Raw genomic sequence first — 15,698 nt, 5'->3', positions numbered from 1 at the left:
ATCTTTTAATGTTTATTGATTGTAACTTTTTTCTGCAATGTGAATGAAAAAATCGGGTTTATCGGTTTTGTGGGTTTCCTGGAAATCTCCGTAAGTGGTTATTTTTTGAAATCCTACTTCTTTCAGTAGTTTTCTCACGTACTGTTCTCTTAATGGAAACATATTCAGGTGATAAACTGATTCGTCAGGAAACTCGTAGCGGAATCTTGCGAGACCATTATCGACATGCTCAGGAGCAGCTTTTACGTTATCGCCTGCATAGTAGTAAGTATGTTTTGTGGTAAAGTCCTGGTTATCGAGGATAGCATCGTAATTACGATGATCGATGATTAAGATGCCATCGTGTTTTAGGGCTGAGTAAAATTCTGCCAGAGCTTTTCTTCGATCGTTTTCTGAAAACAAGTGGGTAAAGGAGTTACCCAGGCAAATGGCAGCGTCAAAACGGCTGTGGACATCGCGGTTTAGCCATCTCCAATCGGCCTGGATAGTCGTGAGGATCTGACCAGCATTTTTACCGTTTTCAAAGGCTTTGGCCAGCATCTCAGGGCTGCCGTCAGCGCTTCGCACTTCAAAACCATTTTTCATCAGTGCTACAGAATGGTAACCTGTACCGGTTGCTACGTCAAGGATTTTGTGCTTGTTGCGCTTTTTGAGTTCTGTCAAAAAAAACTTTCCTTCTCCTTTTTGTCGGGCCTCCCAGTCGATCAATTCATCCCATTTTTCTACAAAACTTTGGATGTACTCTTTTTTGTAATGATCTGTTTTTCTAACCTTGGTTGGAGCATCTCCGTAACTTTGACTTTTATTCAAAATGTATTCGTTTTTTTGATTTCTGTCCCCATAATTACAAAATATTCGCGTCATAGCATAATATCGCTAATTATATGTTGATTAATATAGCGGTCTGCTGACTATTTCTTGAATATGGAAGTATGCATTATTGCATTTCGATTTGCGGATTGTCGCGCATTCCTACAAATTAAAATCCTGCATCGTAAACCGAACTTCTTCACCGGCCATTTTCTGGCTCATTCTGGAGATAGCGTATTCTGATAGCTGTAAGACTCTGGGGTAACCGCCCGATACCTGGCAATCGTTCATCAATGCGATGAGTTTTCCTGATGGAGTGAGCTGCACAGTTCCGGGCAGGACTGATGAGGTGAGGATGGGGTGTAAATCATTTTCAAGCTCTTCATTGAGGCGGTACCCAACCCGGTTGTTGTCTGACGAAAGTGTAAACGGTTCTGACAGTCGCTTTTTTTGTTTGTCATTTAATCGGTCAAACTCGGGACCGGCAAAACACGCTAAATCTTCAGATTCAAAATGCTTCTCATGCTCTTTGACTCTCGAATGCCCTGTATCACTTATAGGCTGTTGTTTTTGGATCCTCAGCTCGTCATTTTTCTGTAGTCGGATTTGTGTAATTCCTTTTGAGAAACTGCGGCTGTTCAACACCTCTTTTGATTGAATACCGCCCTGTACAGTCAAATATGTCCTGGCTCCGGAGTTTCGTTTACCGAACGATAAAACAGCATCGGGCTGGGCTTTGTAAACCTGATTCATTTCGAGCAAATTTCCATCGAGCTTTGGCGAAAAATCTCCGCCTGTGAGGCAAAAAACGGTGGGTTTTTTGAACTGAAATTTACCTTGTCCAAAAGTGATTTCAACGACTGCATCGCTCTTTTGATTGTTCAATAGAGCATTTCCCAATTCTGCAGAATAAGCATCTAAATAGCCCGATGTTGGAATTCCCATTTTAGCATATCCAAAACGGCCCTGATCCTGAATAGTATTGTAAATTCCTTCGTGGAGTACCTTGATCACAGTGATTGAAATTTGAGTTCGTAATTCCCTTTTTCTTCCTCCGCAGCTATTTCATGAAATGTTTCTCTGTCAATCGATACGAACTGAATTCTGTCTCCCGCTTTCGCAAAACAGGGTTGCTCTTTAGTGATGTCAAAGAAATTGATGGGCGATTTTCCAAGAATGTTCCAACCTCCTGATGTTTGTTGCGGATACACGCCCGTTTGCGCGCCTCCAATTCCAACCGAACCTTTGGCTACACGCAATCTTGGAGATGCTCTGCGTGGCGTGTGGATCTGATCATCTAAGCCGCCAAGGTACAAGAATCCGGGTTGAAACCCGAGAAAATAAATCAGGTAAGAAGGGTTCGTGTGCAGTTCAATCACTTTTTCGACTGAGAGTTTTTTTGTTTCGGCTATTTCGGTCAGGTCCAGCCCAAACTCCGTGTCGTAGCAAACCGGAATTTGCCAGCATTTCGAGTTCTGCTCGGCAGGCTTGTTTTTCGCTTTATACTGTTCTTTCAACTTAGCGACTTCAGATTTATAATCGATCTTGTGATCGTACCGGATTGTGAGGGAGTTGTAAGCGATAACCGTATCGAGAATACCTTTTCCTTTCTCCATACTGTTTTCAAAAGCGACAATATCCTGAATGATGTTTTCATCGATTTTCGAAGGCCACTCAACCAAAATGGCTGATGTCCCAAAAGGTTTGTATGTGAGCTCGTACTGGTTCAATTCTACTTATTTAATCAGTGATTTACAGAAACTCCTGATGTAGTGTTTTTAAAATCTCAATTGCTTTTTCGTTGTCTCCGTGCAGGCAAAAAGTCTCAGCTTTGATGTCACGTTCATTGTCCTGAATTGTTTTCACTTTCGACTCCTCAAACATGCGCTTCACGTGCGTTACGACTTGCTCCTTATCGGTTATTGTGGCGTCCGGTTCTGACCGAGAAACCAGTGTTAAATCATCGTTGTAATTGCGATCAGCAAAAGCTTCGTAAATGATTTCAATTCCTTGATCCCGGGCCACTTTTTCGATTTTTGAATTAAAGGGCACATAGAGTTTTACGTCATCAAAAATAGCCTTTACGGCCTTGCTGACTATCACAGCCTTTTCTTCATCAACGGCAATCAAGTTGTACAGGGCTCCGTGCGGCTTCACGTGATGAATTGTGGCATCCTGCATAGCGGCTCGTTCCTTGAAAAGCTGGAGTTGATCTTTCAGACTTTCGTGTAACTCGACATCCGTCATTTCCAGGACAACGCGACCAAAATTTTCCTTATCGGGATAGGAGGGGTGCACCCCGATTTTCACACCGTGCGAAAGCGCTAATTCAATCACTTTGTCTATTACCTCGACAGAACCGGCATGCGCTCCGCAAGCAATGTTGCAGGATGAGAGATACGGCATGAGCAAATGCTCGTTATCGAGCCCCTCACCGAGGTCACAATTGAAATCGATTTTCGTGTTTTTGTTCATGAAAAATGAATGTCAACTTTAATGGTCAGATCCACTGGATCTGACCAAAAATAGAGTGTTTCAACTACCGCACAAGCACGATTACTTGTTTTCTCTCCAGTTTGATGGCCGGAGGTGCACGGGCGTATATTTTTTCAATTCTTCATTTCCAAAGAACGGAAGAAAGCCGGAAGTGTTAGCCAGTAATTGTGCAGATTTTTGATAACGGAAATAGCACCAGGCGTTTTTGGAGATTTGAAATCCGTCCTTGTTTTGGGTGTAAACTTCAATCCTCAATCTTTTGTAATAGGAATTGTTTACGCCTTCAAATTCATCGAGAACAGACATGCCTTTTTCATCAACCTCAAACAACTCACCCTGAACGTGAAAACTACCCGGATAATTCTCATGATGAATGAGAAAAGGAGCATTCCATTTGCCCGCCTGTAATAGAGGGTATTTGGATTTGGTATTTGCATCGGCAATGAAGGAAGCCTGAATGTCCTTCATGATAGAGTTATTTGGGAAACCGCGTTTTAGCGTTCCGTAAGTGAAGACCAGGTTTTGTTGAGGGTGAATTTTCATGTGGTGTTGTGATTGTAAAAAATTTTTATCAGTTGTTACGGGGAGCTAAACTTATCTTTTTCTCGTTCAATGAAATCTTGTAATGTGGTTGGGGCTTTTTCTGTTAGCTTTTGATAATTATCAGAAATTTCAGGTTCTGATTGAAGTCTTGGTAAGAAATGAAGGATTGTCATGACCATCGCAAATCCACCTTTCATTCCTTCTTTTTTCTTTAGGAAGTAAAAGCTGATAGGGTTGATGCTTTTAAAGCGTATTCTTTCTCCTGTTAATTTAGACATTAAATCAGCAACATCACCGAAGTTTTTGTTTTGGTTGCTTGTTATATCGTAGGCTCGATTTTGATAGGTCTCAAATTGTGTGATAAGAATTGCTGTAGCCTCAGCAATATTTTTAACATCAATCCAATTGAATTTTGCTTTACCTGAAGGTAGTGTGATACATTTTCTATTTACAATTTCAGGAAGCAAGGTAGTCGTCAGGTTTTGCATAAAATAGCTGGGTCGAACAAAAATGTAGTTGAATTGAAGCTCCAGGATTAATCGTTCAATTTTGTTGTGAGGGATTACTTTACTTTTTTCTGCTCCTTGTACAGATAAGAACACTATTCTTTTTATTCCATTTTCCTTTGCTGAGATTAACAATGGCCGAAAGATCTTTTCAACGTTTGATATATGAGGAGGTCGCAACAGAAAAAGAATGTCGATTTGGTGGAATGCTTTTGAGTAAGCGTCTTCATTTTCAAAATCAAAAAGTCGATAATGAACATTAGGATGCTTTTCAAAAGTCTTTTTTGCTTTTTCAATGTTCCGGACAGCAGCGAAAATCTCTGAGCCATATTTCAACTCACTCAGATAGTAGACAACTTCATGTCCAATGTTTCCTGTCGCTCCTGTTACAAGAATTCTTTTCATGTTAGTTTAATGCAGTACAACGGTCTCGAATATGGCTTGTGGCGTTTTTCAAAGCACTTTGCTGTCCGACTGAGACGAACTTCACTAAGAGCCGAAAACTTTGATTTTACCACTTTACCCGCCATAAGCTATATGTAATGTTGTGTGCCGTATTTTTTAACATCCACGTGAATAGTACCATAAATTCGGAAGTCCATTATCATCCACAATCTTTATCCACCCTTCTAATTCTTCAATGATATTTTCTTCTTCTGTCAAGTCGGTAGCGCAAGGATGTTCTTTACTAATAATTACTTTAACCTTTGTCCAAAGTCCGTGATGTTCATTTGTCGGTGAAATTTGGTTAGTGTCACCTTTCAAAGTTCTTATTATTCCTGAATCTGTATTTGGTTTTTCTCTTAGATTTAGTCCTGGGTCATTGGCATAATAGCCCAATAGATTATTAACATTGTCTGCAAGAAAAGACTGCCACTCAACTAATTCAAACCCAACATTTTCAATATCGCTTTGCTTTAACCAAAAATCCTGATTGGCATATGTGATTTTAACAAATCCGTCTTTTCTTTCTGAATAGGTCAATGCCCATATTTCATAAGCGATTTCTTGAAAGTGTTCTAATCCAATTTGTGTTTCTGTTTTAGTCCTATGATTGACAAAGTAAATACGATAAAAAGATTGGTCTCCAACGTTTTGGTCTACATTTCTTGTTAAACGACCGATTTTTTCTCCGTCTGGCCGGTCATAAACTGTAAAACCATTCTCAGGCGAATAAATGCAGCAGATTTCTTCGTCCTCATTCTGTTCAGGTAAAATAAGTCCATTCTGAAGCTCTTGTCCGTTGGTCAGGTTAAATGACAAAAGATATAATATGATGAGTGATCTAATCATTCTTTTTCAGTTGTAGTCTTTTTATATGGCACACGGTATCGGGTAAAAAAACGTAGGGCGCTACGAAGCACTTTTCTGTCTGGCCGAAACCAAACTTACTGAGAACCCGAAATTCGCGGAAACCACTGTCCGCCCTATGTTTTTTAACCATTGTTGGCGGTAGTCTTTTTCTTTTTTCTCAGTTCTAAATAAGCGATAAAACCAATAGCAATAGTCATAAATACGACTCCTGTCCATGCAATTCTTGGTAATTCACCATTCAAGATTAACCATGTCATGTAAATCAAAAGTCCAATAGCCGAAATGATTGCAAACCATGTGAAATAAACCCCAACTTTTCTGATTTGTCCAAATATTGAACTTGAATCATTTTCGTTGGAACTGTTCCAGTCGGTGATTTCGTTCAAAATGGTGTTGACAGTCGAAATATTTTCCTTACTTACTTTCAGTTGATATGCAGGCTCCATGAAAGTGGTTGTCTCCCTGAGGTCGTATTGAATATCTAAACTGTCCAGTCGACTCGTTAAAACTCCGACTCGAATGTCATTAGCATGAAAGGTAATTATTTCTGTTTTGTCGTCCATTTTTTAAATTACCGCCAACGTATTGCAGCTAAGAAACGTGGGGCTTTTCGGAGCACTTTCTTGTCCGCCCGTGACAAAGGTAGCCACGAAGAACGAACCTTGCGGAACCCACTGTCCGCCCCATGTTTTTTTAGGTGCTGTTGTGCAACGTTTTTTATTCAAAATATTCGTATCGATATTCAGTTGTCTCAATTTTCTTCCTGTCTTTGAAATGTTCAGCTTCTGTTACTCTCGTCTTAATTTCTTTGTCTAGAAGTGTATCGTTATAGAAATACTCGTACTTGAATGCCAATGCTGTGTCGTGATAAAACAGAGTCTTTTGTAAAAGTCCGTTTGAGTAGTAGTGTTCCTTTTTTTGAAACCGATTATTCTCAGGATCCCAAATCTTAAGTTCTTCAATTAATTCTCCGTTTTGGTTGTACTGAAACTTTTCAATTCCTTCATTCCATTGTGTTTTGTTGTACTTGTAAATAAGATTTCCTTTTGCATCAAATTTCTTGATCGTTTTTCTTGTTTCTGAACCCTCAACAATTGTCCAATATTCTTTCACTTTAAGACTAAGTGAATCAGTGTATGATTTGAAATATTCGGTGTTTTCATTATTTGCTCCTTGGTGATTTGAAAAAAGGACACTGTCAGGTATGGAGCTTTGTAGGTAGGATTTTAATGAGTCCCTAGATTCTATTGCGTAAATTTCTCCAAAAGGATTTCGACCTTTTTCATTAGAAGAACTATAGTACTTGGAGAATTCACCATTTAATTCTCCATTTTGGTCATAATCGAAAATCGTAATTCTCAAACCTGAATTGGAGTGGGCGTAATACTCATAGGTTTGCCTATTCCCTTTAAACTCTTTCGCTGTCATCCAAGTCATTAATCCGTTGTCCCAACTCTCAATTATTTGGGTTGTCCTGTCAAATATTACTCGTCCATCTCTGTCGTAGTTCTTGATACTGACAATAGTGTCGTTCTGAAGTCCATAGACAGATTTTAGTCCCTTCTTATCTGAACAGGAAGAAAAGAGAATAATAAAAGTCAATGACGATATGAATATCTGGATTGGTTTCATTTCAATGTTGCACAACGTTTTGCAGCTAAGAAACGTGGGGCATTTCGAAGCACTTAACTGTCCGCCCGAAACGAACTTGGATAAGAGCTACAAACTTGCGGAAACCACTGTCCGCCCTATGTTTTATACCCATTGTTGTGCCACGTATTTTTTTATTCTTTTATTCTTGTCGGATAAGTCCTTTTAATTTCATTCTGTTGGTCGTCAGTCAATTCTTTGAATATTTGGTTATACATTGTTATTGCTAATTCATTTCTAAGTTCGTTATAGACTGACCCAATTTGGTCTTGAATCTTTAAGTAAAAGTCGTAGGAAGTTCCTTTGTCAGCTCGAAAGTTAATTACGTGATTTGCCCCATTAGCCTTAATAAACTCAGTTAAGGTAGTTTTTAGTTCTTCTTGACTTATCTCGTTTTCATTCAGAGTAATTTGGTTTTCTTCTGTCAATGTCACCAATATTGATTCATAGGTCGCATTGTCTTCGTTGTCATTTGGTTTTAATTGTCTTTGTAGCCCAACGTCTGAATTGGCTGTGTATGCAATTGTCAATAGTGCAACTGCTCTAAAATATTGCTTGTCAAAGTCTGAAGGTGTCAAGACGCTTGTTATTGCTTTTGCGATACTTGAAGGTGAAACTTCGTTTTGAGCTGCGTTTTGTATCGCAAGCGTCATTTGGCTGTATTTAGAATTAGCAATAGTTGTAGAGTCAAGCCGTTTGAGCTGTTCTAAGCAGTTAGCTGAATAAAATTCGTTTGGTGTCAATTTGTAAATGTTCTCAAATCTGTCATAATCCAAAGTCGCAGGAATATCGTTGAGTTCTGCTATTTCTTGGTAGAAATCATAATATGATTGTCCTGCGGAAGATTTAAGTGATTTGCTACCAATTAAATACTTTTCGAGCTCGTCAAGTTCTTGGTTAATATTGACTTGCTGTTCCTTATAACTCTTAACCAAACAGTCAAGAAGAATTGATTCTATTTCAGTGTCTTTTGTTTGTCCACAAGAAATGAAAGAAAGAATTAAAGTCAATATCAGAGCAATCTGTCTCATTGTCGTTTTATATGTGGCACAACGTTTTGCATATGGCTTGTGGCGGTTTTCGAAACACTTTCTTGTCGGCTTACACCAAATTTACTTAAAAGTACAAAGCTTGAATTTACCACTTTCCCCGGCATAAGTTATATACGCTGTTATGGGCTGGCTTTTTACACTACCCAATGCCAACCCGTGTAATAATAATATTCAATTTTCCCATTGTAAGTAAATGTGCCACGCGTCCACATATCAACATCTTCTTCCTGTCCGAAATAATTTTTCTTCTTGCCATATTTAGCCCAATCTAAAAGATTGTCATAAACGTACTTTGAGATTGCTATGTGATTAGGTTTTTTGCTGTTATCGCCTAATACAGTAGATTTATTTACTGGGTTTCCAATCCAAAAAATATCTCTATTATGTTCACCACCAACTCCAACTTTTGTACAAACGATATTGCCATCGTCAATCCCAATTCCAAAATCTAGTTTAGAATACTTTTTAAGCAATTCATTTATTCCATCTTTCGAATTGTCAATCATAAATTTTATTTGCATCGCACATTTTACAGCATTAGAAACAGTTTCCTTGTATGTTCCTTGAAAAAATATTAGTGCACTATCTCCATTAAAACTTCTTACATTGCCATCAAGATTATTTGCTATTTTCACAATGGTGTGAAAGAATGCCATATGAAGCTTAGCTACAACAGGCTTATTATGAGTGTTCAATACGGAAGTAGAACCGCGAATGTCAATGAACAATGAAGAACCTGTGAACTTCAATCCTGTATTCCCAAAGGTTAGTTTTGGGTCGTCAAGTTTAGGAACGTATGTCACATCCGTTACTTCAAGTCTTTCATCAAGGATTGCCTTTACCTTTGATTTTATATCGTCTATAAGTGCCATTTACAACTGAATTGAAAGAATAATAAAAACTATTGAAGCGAAAAGTGCTGCAAAGAGCCAAATAAATGATTTTGCTAAATTTTCATTCTTCTCGTTTAGAATACTTGAAACCTCAATCTGCTGGTCAATAATGTCTTTCAACATACTTTCATCACTTATGTTTTTATATTTTTCGTGAAGTTCTTTATTTACTATAGTAATATGCTCAAAGTAAAAGGTAGATAATTCACCTTCTTGATAGTTTTTTGCAAATCTTGGTTTGAGAATTTTGAAAACGGAATAGTACAGAACTACTATCATACAAATTAAAGTAGCAAGTCCTGTAATAAAGGTAATCGTTCCAATTATAGTCATATTGTCAGCTGAAAAAGTCAACTTTTCTAGGTATTGGACAAAAGCCGTAAAAATTAATCCTACTACAATTAAAACTGCTCCTGCTTTTTGGTCAGCAAATTTTATTAAGTCTTGAATGTTTTTAAATGACTCTAAGGCGTAATTTATTTTGTCCATATGTTTTTGTTTTTAAGCTTGCCCATAACGGTCTCGGGTAAAAAACGTAGGGCGCTATGAAGTTATTTTCTATCTGCTAGTTAAAAAGCTAGATAGGAGAGAAGTGCTTTGCGTTTACCACTATCTGCCCCATGTTTACTTAGGTGCTGTTAGCTGCTGGGCTTTTTTCTTAATAGTCTGGAGTTACAAATTGGCCATCTACTGTATCAGCTATTTCAGTCTTAGTTATGTTTCCGACAGAGTCAATCCAAGTCCATTTAACTTGGTAATGGTTGTCGTTGTGATATACTCCAAGTAAACTATTCCCATTGTCTTTCCAGTATTTTATTGGAAAATCTATCTTCCCTTTGTTAGTTCCGTGTCTTTTCAATGAATCACCAGACTCTGTGAAATAGTAAGCAGTTCCTACGAGAGTATCATTTTTGTATTCTTTAATTGACTTTATTGCTCCATTATCGTGGAATTTCTTTGTTATTCCGTTTTTCAGGTCATTAGTCACTTGGTACTCCGCAATTTTATTTCCAAGAGAATCATATTTTATGGCAAGACCGTTGAATAGTCCATTTTTTTTGAAATATGTTTCTTTAAGCTGACCATGTTTATAGTAGTGTTTGTAAAATCCGTCTGGGCAACAATAATCTAAATTTGTTGAGTCTGATAACTTGACAATTTCTTTAGGATTTCCATTTTCAAAATATGCCTTTCTATATTCTACAAACTTGTTGTTGCTGACTTTCCCTTCAAAGTCAAGTGTTCCGTCTGGATAAAAGTTTTTGATAATATAATTGTTACTATCATTATTGTCAAAAAGGACTTTAACTGACTTTGGAGATCCGTCTGCATATTTTTCTATCACTTTAATATTGTTCGGGTCAGAACAGCCAAAGAGGAATGTGAATGATATTATGTATATAAGTTTTTTCATATTGTTCCCAACATCTTAAAGCTAAGAAAAAAGACTATTTTAAACTCCCCACCAAACACGGCTTCGCCATGGTCAGTCCCATGAAATTAAGACGGTGGTGGGATGACTGATTTTGAAATAGGAAAACCATAAAAATAGAGAATTTTATAACGTGCTAAAAATTTCGATAATCCAACTAGTAGCAAATGATGATGTTAACTGTTAGCTGTGAAGGTCGAGGTTTAGGTTTAGGAGGAGAGAAGTTCTAATAATGTATTGGGATTGCTTGATGATTTAGTTGTTAAGAGCCCCGTTCCTCGTGTCACGAGGGTCAAAGAGCTTCTAGAATCTCTAAGGTTTGGAGTTGGGAAGTTAGGAGGTTTGTTTTTAACTTTCAAACCCACCAAATTCCTGTAGGGTTAAGTTGTAATAATGATTTAAAAGTTGTTCACTGAGCATAAGCAAGAAGGTACAATTAACTCTGTATCTATTTTGAGTTCTTAGAGTCATTTGTGGCCTCAAAAGGGTTTATTTAAATGAGGTTAATTTTTTTATCTGTTTCCTATTATCACTATAAATGATAGCAGTATATGATCGCAGGAGTATTTAGATCTTAATAGCCATTTACACTTCGTAGTTTCGTGTCAAACGATGCCTGTTATTTGAACTTAATGATGTTTTCTAATCCACTTTAATCTTACTCATGAAAAAGACTTTGCGGTTGTTGAAAAGACCGTCTTCTTTGATCTTTTGAGTTCCGTGAACAATGAAGTAGTTATCATACCAGTAGCTTATATCAGCAGCTGCTCTTTTTACTTTGTTACCCTCTCCAAAATCGATTTGTTCAGACTCCTGGTCTAATGTGATCTCACCATCGAAGGAGAACTTTTTCACGTAAATTCTAAAATCAGATGAATAGGTAGCTTTAATACCGACTTGCTTATCCTCAGCAATAGAAATAAATCGCTTAACATAAAAAGGCTTCCTACTTATATGCAGATCTACAATATGATCCCACAGCTTATTTCCTTCCTCATCAAATCTTGCGATAACTGCATGGGTGTATTGATAGCCATCAAAAACTGAACGAGTATGTGTTGTTACATTACCGTTGGCATCTGTAGTCGTATACATTTCACTGCGATACGTTGGGAAATAAGCCTCGCCAATGTAAATAAAGCCCTCTTTTCCATCATTGACCTCGATGACGCTATGAGAGGCTATTTGGTAATTGAGGTCAAAATCTTTACCTTTTCTCTTTTTTCGTTTTTTCCTCTTTTCGAGGCGTTTCTGTTTTCTTTCAGGTAGGTAATTGAGGAAATTCTCTAATTCTACGAAGGGGTAAAAGTTAATGTATTCTATGTCATGTTTGTTCATTTTCCCAATGTACATTCCGGTAGATGATTCTTTCCATTCCTCTGCAAATGTTCCGGTTATGATTCTTTCTGTTTTGCTCAATTGGGTAGAAGATAAATCTTTGATACTTTTTCCCGATTCATCAGGGAGTTCGAATCTGTCGAGTTTTTCCCCATTTTCATTGTACACTATAAAATGAGAAATCATCCTTTTTGTAGATCTGTCTTTTTCTGTTACATGAAATAATACATTGTTACTAAGATCGTCTACACTAATACTCTCAGTTCTTAAGTGTCTTGATTTAACTCCCGGTATTTGAACAGGTTCAATATCTGCACTGGCCTTATTATGATCTACCTTGATATTGACATACTCATAATTGAAAAATTTCAATACTTGACCTCTTAAAAAGGTGATATTACCATTAGAATACATTTCGTAAATGCCCAGCTTTTTAGGTACTTTCACCTCTGTTATATCCATCTCTACAGATCCGGAGGATAGGTCTATACTTAATATTCCAATTTTACCTTTCCTTTTTTGCCTTAGCAATATGCTTATTTGATTGTCTTTTTTGCTACTGTGACTCCTGTAATATCTTTTGTCGACATTGAATGTATGTGTGTTGATTAAATTGAAGTCAGTATCGTAATGATCGACTTTCCATTCTCGTTCACCGCGGTTCTGATCTTTTGATAATGCTAATAGTATAACGCCTTTTTCACTGAAGTCGTAAATCTCTTCAGAGATGTAGTCATCTTTTAATTCTGTTTCAAAACGTTTTACGTAATCTAACTGTGCATAACTGAAAATAGATGCCAGTACCAGTAAAGAGGTGGCTACAATAGTTCTCATGTTTAATAAGTTAAGTTTAATTTGTGGGCTAAAATAGATTAATTCTATTAATATTATAGGGTGGTAAAATAATATCTCAGTGAAATGCGAGCTTTTTCAAACTGGGTAATAGATGAAGATTAATATTTAACTGTTAGATAGTCAAATGATTGCAGGGTGTGGTAAACTTTGAAGATTTTTTCTAAAAAAATTAGTGAGATGTTTTTCTAAACTATTTAAACTTCTCAATGGTAAAAATGAGTTCAAAAAGCTGATAAATGGAAGCTTAAAATTTGGAGCAAAAAGTCAAATTCTTCCTGAAATCGAAAAATTGGGCATAAAAAAAGTCCCAACTGAGCAGTTGAGACTTGAGTGATCTGGCTGGGGCTCGAACCCAGGACCCTCTCCTTAAAAGGGAGATGCTCTACCAACTGAGCTACCAGATCTCCTTTCCAAAATGGGACTGCAAATATAGAAGCCCTGTTTTAAATCACAAACCAACTTTTACTTTTTTCTAAATATTTTTTTGTCCCACGTTTTAACAGCCATTTTTCCGTTTTGTCCGTGAGGGAGTTATGTTTTTCTTTGAACCGTAAAAAAAATTCATGCAAGTATTCATCATCGGGTTTATGGGATCAGGGAAAACCACTGTTGGCAAGAAACTCGCCAATAAATTGGAAATTCCTTTTTACGATTTAGACAACCTCATTGAAGATAAAGAACAACAATCTATATCTTCAATCTTTGAAACCAGGGGCGAGAATGCTTTCCGGGAGATCGAAAATCAACGCTTGCGCGATTTCAGTGGATCTGACCATTACGTGCTTTCAACAGGTGGCGGAACACCGGTATTTCACGGGAATATAGACTGGATGCTCGCGAACGGAGTAGTGGTTTACCTCCAGGCAGAGCCGGCTTTCCTGGCGAGCAGACTCAAAAATGAGAAATCGAAACGTCCCCTGATTGCCGGAAAAAATGATGAGGAATTGAAAGCGTTCATCGATGAAATGCTGGAAAAAAGAGAGCCGTATTACAAACGGGCACACTTTGAAATTCCGGCAAAAGGTCTCAATGCGCAAAAACTGAATGAGCTGGCAACTACTTTAACCACGCAATATCCTCATCGCCAAACTCCACGCTAATGTGTTCCTGCAGCGTAGTGGCGAGCGTCAATCCCACATAATCGGCACGGATGGGGAAGAGGCGGTGCCTGCGGTCAATGAGCGTCACCGTTTGTATCGATTTCGGTTCTGACTGTAACAGGTGATTGGCCGCATAAATCAGCGCCTTGCCGGTATTGAGCACATCGTCAATAAGGATAATGGTTTTGTTTTTCGTTTCGGTCAGATCCAGCGAGCACTGAACGTCCTTCTCAAGCGGGTGATCCTTATCGAGCTTGATGGTTCCCGATTCAATTTTAGCAGAATTGATTTTATTCACCTCAGTAGCCAACCGGTCACAAAGGATGGAGCCGCGCGGTTCAACACCCACAAAATACAAACTCTTTTCCTCGATGTTGTTTTCCACGATTTGGTAAGCGATGCGTACAATCTTTTGCTGAATCTGTTCGTGGTTTAAAATCTTGCTCTTGTTCATAATGCTCGTTGTGTTTACAAACTTAAGAATTACTCGTATTTGTGCTGATACCGTTTTTCCCAGCTAAACAAATAGAGGAAAGCGATGAAGGCACTGATCGATCCCATCCAAAAAGCCCAGGAGAAATTGGCGGGATCGTTGTCGTAGATTGCGGCTGATATAAGCGCTCCCGTGCCAATTCCAATTTCCAATGCGATGTACATAGTAGCCATGGCTTTCCCCCTGGCTTCTTCGCGGCTCAAATCGATGGTCCACGCAAAAACGGTTGGACTATTCGTTCCAACAGCCATTCCAAACAATACTGCTGCACCAATCAAATGCCATTGCGTTGAAGCAAATCCGATCAACAACATCGCAATGGAAACGCTGATCGATGAAAAACGCAAAACCTTTACTCGTCCGAACCGGTCGCTGGCCCGGCCGGCAATCAGCCTGATGAACAACGAAGCGATCACGAATACGGTGAAAAAGATGCCCTTATTTTCAAATCCCAGGTAAACGCTAAAATCGGGAATGATCGTGAGTACAATGCCAAAGGAGAAAACGGTGAGCATCATTGTAATTGACGGACCCACAACACGTGGTTCGTAAAACTCAGAGACTTTCATTTTTAACAGCTTTGGCGAAAAGGGCTCGGGTTTTTTCACGGTCTCCTTCAGTCCCACCAAAACGAGAACAGACATCAAGCCAAATGCGGCACTTGTGTAAAAGAGAATGTCAGTTGTGTAATTGGCCGCAATCCAGCCACCAATGGACGGACCTAATGCCATTCCGGTACTGTTGAAAATCCCCAAAATTCCCATCGCTTCACCGCGTTTATTGGCAGGGATGATATCCGCTACGTAAGCTGAGGTTCCGGTTGGTTTAAAACCGGTACTGAATCCATGAAAAAACCGCAACAGCAAGAAAGAAGCAACACCGCCAATTAGCGGGTAGAGTCCGCTCGCGATAAAACAAATAGCCGACCCGAATATCATGACAGGAATTCGGCCAACTTTATCGGCTAATTTGCCGCTGAAAGGTCTGGAGAGCATTGCTGTGAGCGTGAAGAGCGAAATGATTAAACCTTTGTAATCTTCACCGCCAAGTTGAGTGAGATAAGCGGGCAATTCGGGAATGATCATGTTGAAGCTCGAAAAGAAAAATACTGAGCTGGCACACATTATCCAAAACTGTTTCCCGTATCTGCGAATCATAGCGTGCAAAGGAAGTGTTTTAAGGAGTAGTAAAAGCTTTTCCGGCTATTTTTTGTCAG

General features: G+C 38.5%; 17 protein-coding genes and 1 tRNA gene. 1 reads left to right on the top strand and 17 read right to left on the bottom strand.

Features of this window, described 5'->3' with window-relative positions; genetic code table 11:
• Nucleotides 1-12: 12 nt before the first annotated feature.
• The 15 genes from F3059_RS00310 to F3059_RS00240 all read right to left on the bottom strand — a co-directional run bounded on the left by F3059_RS00310 (nt 13) and on the right by F3059_RS00240 (nt 13,293).
• The gene (locus F3059_RS00310) at nt 13-864 is read right to left on the bottom strand and encodes a glycine/sarcosine N-methyltransferase (RefSeq protein ID WP_151165936.1); all 852 of its coding nucleotides are present in this window, start codon (nt 862-864) and stop codon (nt 13-15) included.
• Nucleotides 865-972: 108 nt separating this feature from the next.
• Nucleotides 973-1,824: a 5-oxoprolinase subunit C family protein gene (locus tag F3059_RS00305; RefSeq protein WP_151165935.1), complete on the bottom strand. Its 852-nt coding sequence runs from the start codon at nt 1,822-1,824 to the stop codon at nt 973-975.
• Complete coding sequence (pxpB, locus tag F3059_RS00300) at nt 1,821-2,540, bottom strand: 5-oxoprolinase subunit PxpB (protein WP_151165934.1); 720 nt, start codon at nt 2,538-2,540, stop codon at nt 1,821-1,823. The genes F3059_RS00305 and pxpB overlap by 4 nt, the downstream gene beginning before the upstream one ends.
• A 22-nt stretch (nt 2,541-2,562) precedes the next feature.
• Entirely contained in the window at nt 2,563-3,285 is a 723-nt protein-coding gene (gene pxpA / locus F3059_RS00295; RefSeq protein WP_151165933.1) for a 5-oxoprolinase subunit PxpA, read from the bottom strand.
• 81 nt (nt 3,286-3,366) lie between these two features.
• A complete protein-coding gene (locus tag F3059_RS00290; RefSeq protein ID WP_151165932.1) occupies nt 3,367-3,849 on the bottom strand; it encodes a gamma-glutamylcyclotransferase family protein in 483 nt (160 codons plus the stop codon).
• A 35-nt stretch (nt 3,850-3,884) separates the two neighbouring features.
• The gene (locus F3059_RS00285; RefSeq protein WP_151165931.1) at nt 3,885-4,760 is read right to left on the bottom strand and encodes an NmrA family NAD(P)-binding protein; all 876 of its coding nucleotides are present in this window, start codon (nt 4,758-4,760) and stop codon (nt 3,885-3,887) included.
• 156 nt (nt 4,761-4,916) lie between these two features.
• Nucleotides 4,917-5,648, bottom strand: coding sequence for an SH3 domain-containing protein (locus F3059_RS00280; protein WP_151165930.1), 732 nt, complete (start codon nt 5,646-5,648; stop codon nt 4,917-4,919).
• A gap of 143 nt (nt 5,649-5,791) precedes the next feature.
• Nucleotides 5,792-6,232 (bottom strand): hypothetical protein, encoded by a 441-nt coding sequence (locus F3059_RS00275; protein ID WP_151165929.1) that lies wholly within the window; start codon nt 6,230-6,232, stop codon nt 5,792-5,794.
• A 154-nt stretch (nt 6,233-6,386) separates the two neighbouring features.
• Nucleotides 6,387-7,301: a hypothetical protein gene (locus tag F3059_RS00270; RefSeq protein ID WP_151165928.1), complete on the bottom strand. Its 915-nt coding sequence runs from the start codon at nt 7,299-7,301 to the stop codon at nt 6,387-6,389.
• A 152-nt stretch (nt 7,302-7,453) separates the two neighbouring features.
• Nucleotides 7,454-8,350: an ExbD/TolR family protein gene (locus tag F3059_RS00265; RefSeq protein ID WP_151165927.1), complete on the bottom strand. Its 897-nt coding sequence runs from the start codon at nt 8,348-8,350 to the stop codon at nt 7,454-7,456.
• Between the two features lie 155 nt (nt 8,351-8,505).
• Nucleotides 8,506-9,243: an adenylate/guanylate cyclase domain-containing protein gene (locus F3059_RS00260; RefSeq protein WP_151165926.1), complete on the bottom strand. Its 738-nt coding sequence runs from the start codon at nt 9,241-9,243 to the stop codon at nt 8,506-8,508.
• A complete protein-coding gene (locus F3059_RS00255; protein WP_151165925.1) occupies nt 9,244-9,753 on the bottom strand; it encodes a hypothetical protein in 510 nt (169 codons plus the stop codon). It lies immediately after the preceding gene.
• 169 nt (nt 9,754-9,922) lie between these two features.
• On the bottom strand, nt 9,923-10,678 hold the full coding sequence (locus tag F3059_RS00250; protein ID WP_151165924.1) for a toxin-antitoxin system YwqK family antitoxin: 756 nt from the start codon (nt 10,676-10,678) through the stop codon (nt 9,923-9,925).
• Between the two features lie 660 nt (nt 10,679-11,338).
• Nucleotides 11,339-12,868 carry a hypothetical protein gene (locus tag F3059_RS00245; protein ID WP_151165923.1) on the bottom strand — a complete coding sequence of 510 codons (1,530 nt, stop codon included), beginning with the start codon at nt 12,866-12,868 and terminating at the stop codon, nt 11,339-11,341.
• Between the two features lie 352 nt (nt 12,869-13,220).
• A tRNA-Lys gene (locus F3059_RS00240) sits at nt 13,221-13,293 on the bottom strand.
• Between the two features lie 159 nt (nt 13,294-13,452).
• Here F3059_RS00240 and F3059_RS00235 point away from each other — a divergent pair.
• The gene (locus F3059_RS00235) at nt 13,453-13,989 is read left to right on the top strand and encodes a shikimate kinase (protein WP_151165922.1); all 537 of its coding nucleotides are present in this window, start codon (nt 13,453-13,455) and stop codon (nt 13,987-13,989) included.
• On the opposite strand, the gene F3059_RS00230 is transcribed toward F3059_RS00235, so the two are convergent.
• Entirely contained in the window at nt 13,946-14,443 is a 498-nt protein-coding gene (locus tag F3059_RS00230; protein ID WP_151165921.1) for a phosphoribosyltransferase family protein, read from the bottom strand. The genes F3059_RS00235 and F3059_RS00230 overlap by 44 nt on opposite strands.
• 29 nt (nt 14,444-14,472) lie before the next feature.
• The gene (locus tag F3059_RS00225; protein ID WP_151165920.1) at nt 14,473-15,639 is read right to left on the bottom strand and encodes an MFS transporter; all 1,167 of its coding nucleotides are present in this window, start codon (nt 15,637-15,639) and stop codon (nt 14,473-14,475) included.
• Nucleotides 15,640-15,698: the final 59 nt, after the last annotated feature.

The sequence above is a fragment of the Salibacter halophilus genome, assembly GCF_008806325.1.
GTDB lineage: Bacteria > Bacteroidota > Bacteroidia > Flavobacteriales_G > Salibacteraceae > Salibacter > Salibacter halophilus.
Note: the sequence above shows the minus strand (reverse complement) of the source record. Positions and strands in the feature narration are given on the sequence as shown.

Excerpts from the sequence above, each read along its gene's own strand:
- F3059_RS00310 (WP_151165936.1), bottom strand. The coding sequence starts at position 864 with ATGACGCGAATATTTTGTAATTATGGGGACAGAAATCAAAAAAACGAA.
- pxpA (WP_151165933.1), bottom strand. The coding sequence starts at position 3,285 with ATGAACAAAAACACGAAAATCGATTTCAATTGTGACCTCGGTGAGGGG.
- F3059_RS00290 (WP_151165932.1), bottom strand. The coding sequence starts at position 3,849 with ATGAAAATTCACCCTCAACAAAACCTGGTCTTCACTTACGGAACGCTA.
- F3059_RS00285 (WP_151165931.1), bottom strand. The coding sequence starts at position 4,760 with ATGAAAAGAATTCTTGTAACAGGAGCGACAGGAAACATTGGACATGAA.
- F3059_RS00280 (WP_151165930.1), bottom strand. The coding sequence starts at position 5,648 with ATGATTAGATCACTCATCATATTATATCTTTTGTCATTTAACCTGACC.
- F3059_RS00275 (WP_151165929.1), bottom strand. The coding sequence starts at position 6,232 with ATGGACGACAAAACAGAAATAATTACCTTTCATGCTAATGACATTCGA.
- F3059_RS00270 (WP_151165928.1), bottom strand. The coding sequence starts at position 7,301 with ATGAAACCAATCCAGATATTCATATCGTCATTGACTTTTATTATTCTC.
- F3059_RS00265 (WP_151165927.1), bottom strand. The coding sequence starts at position 8,350 with ATGAGACAGATTGCTCTGATATTGACTTTAATTCTTTCTTTCATTTCT.
- F3059_RS00260 (WP_151165926.1), bottom strand. The coding sequence starts at position 9,243 with ATGGCACTTATAGACGATATAAAATCAAAGGTAAAGGCAATCCTTGAT.
- F3059_RS00255 (WP_151165925.1), bottom strand. The coding sequence starts at position 9,753 with ATGGACAAAATAAATTACGCCTTAGAGTCATTTAAAAACATTCAAGAC.
- F3059_RS00250 (WP_151165924.1), bottom strand. The coding sequence starts at position 10,678 with ATGAAAAAACTTATATACATAATATCATTCACATTCCTCTTTGGCTGT.
- F3059_RS00245 (WP_151165923.1), bottom strand. The coding sequence starts at position 12,868 with ATGAGAACTATTGTAGCCACCTCTTTACTGGTACTGGCATCTATTTTC.
- F3059_RS00235 (WP_151165922.1), top strand. The coding sequence starts at position 13,453 with ATGCAAGTATTCATCATCGGGTTTATGGGATCAGGGAAAACCACTGTT.
- F3059_RS00230 (WP_151165921.1), bottom strand. The coding sequence starts at position 14,443 with ATGAACAAGAGCAAGATTTTAAACCACGAACAGATTCAGCAAAAGATT.
- F3059_RS00225 (WP_151165920.1), bottom strand. The coding sequence starts at position 15,639 with ATGATTCGCAGATACGGGAAACAGTTTTGGATAATGTGTGCCAGCTCA.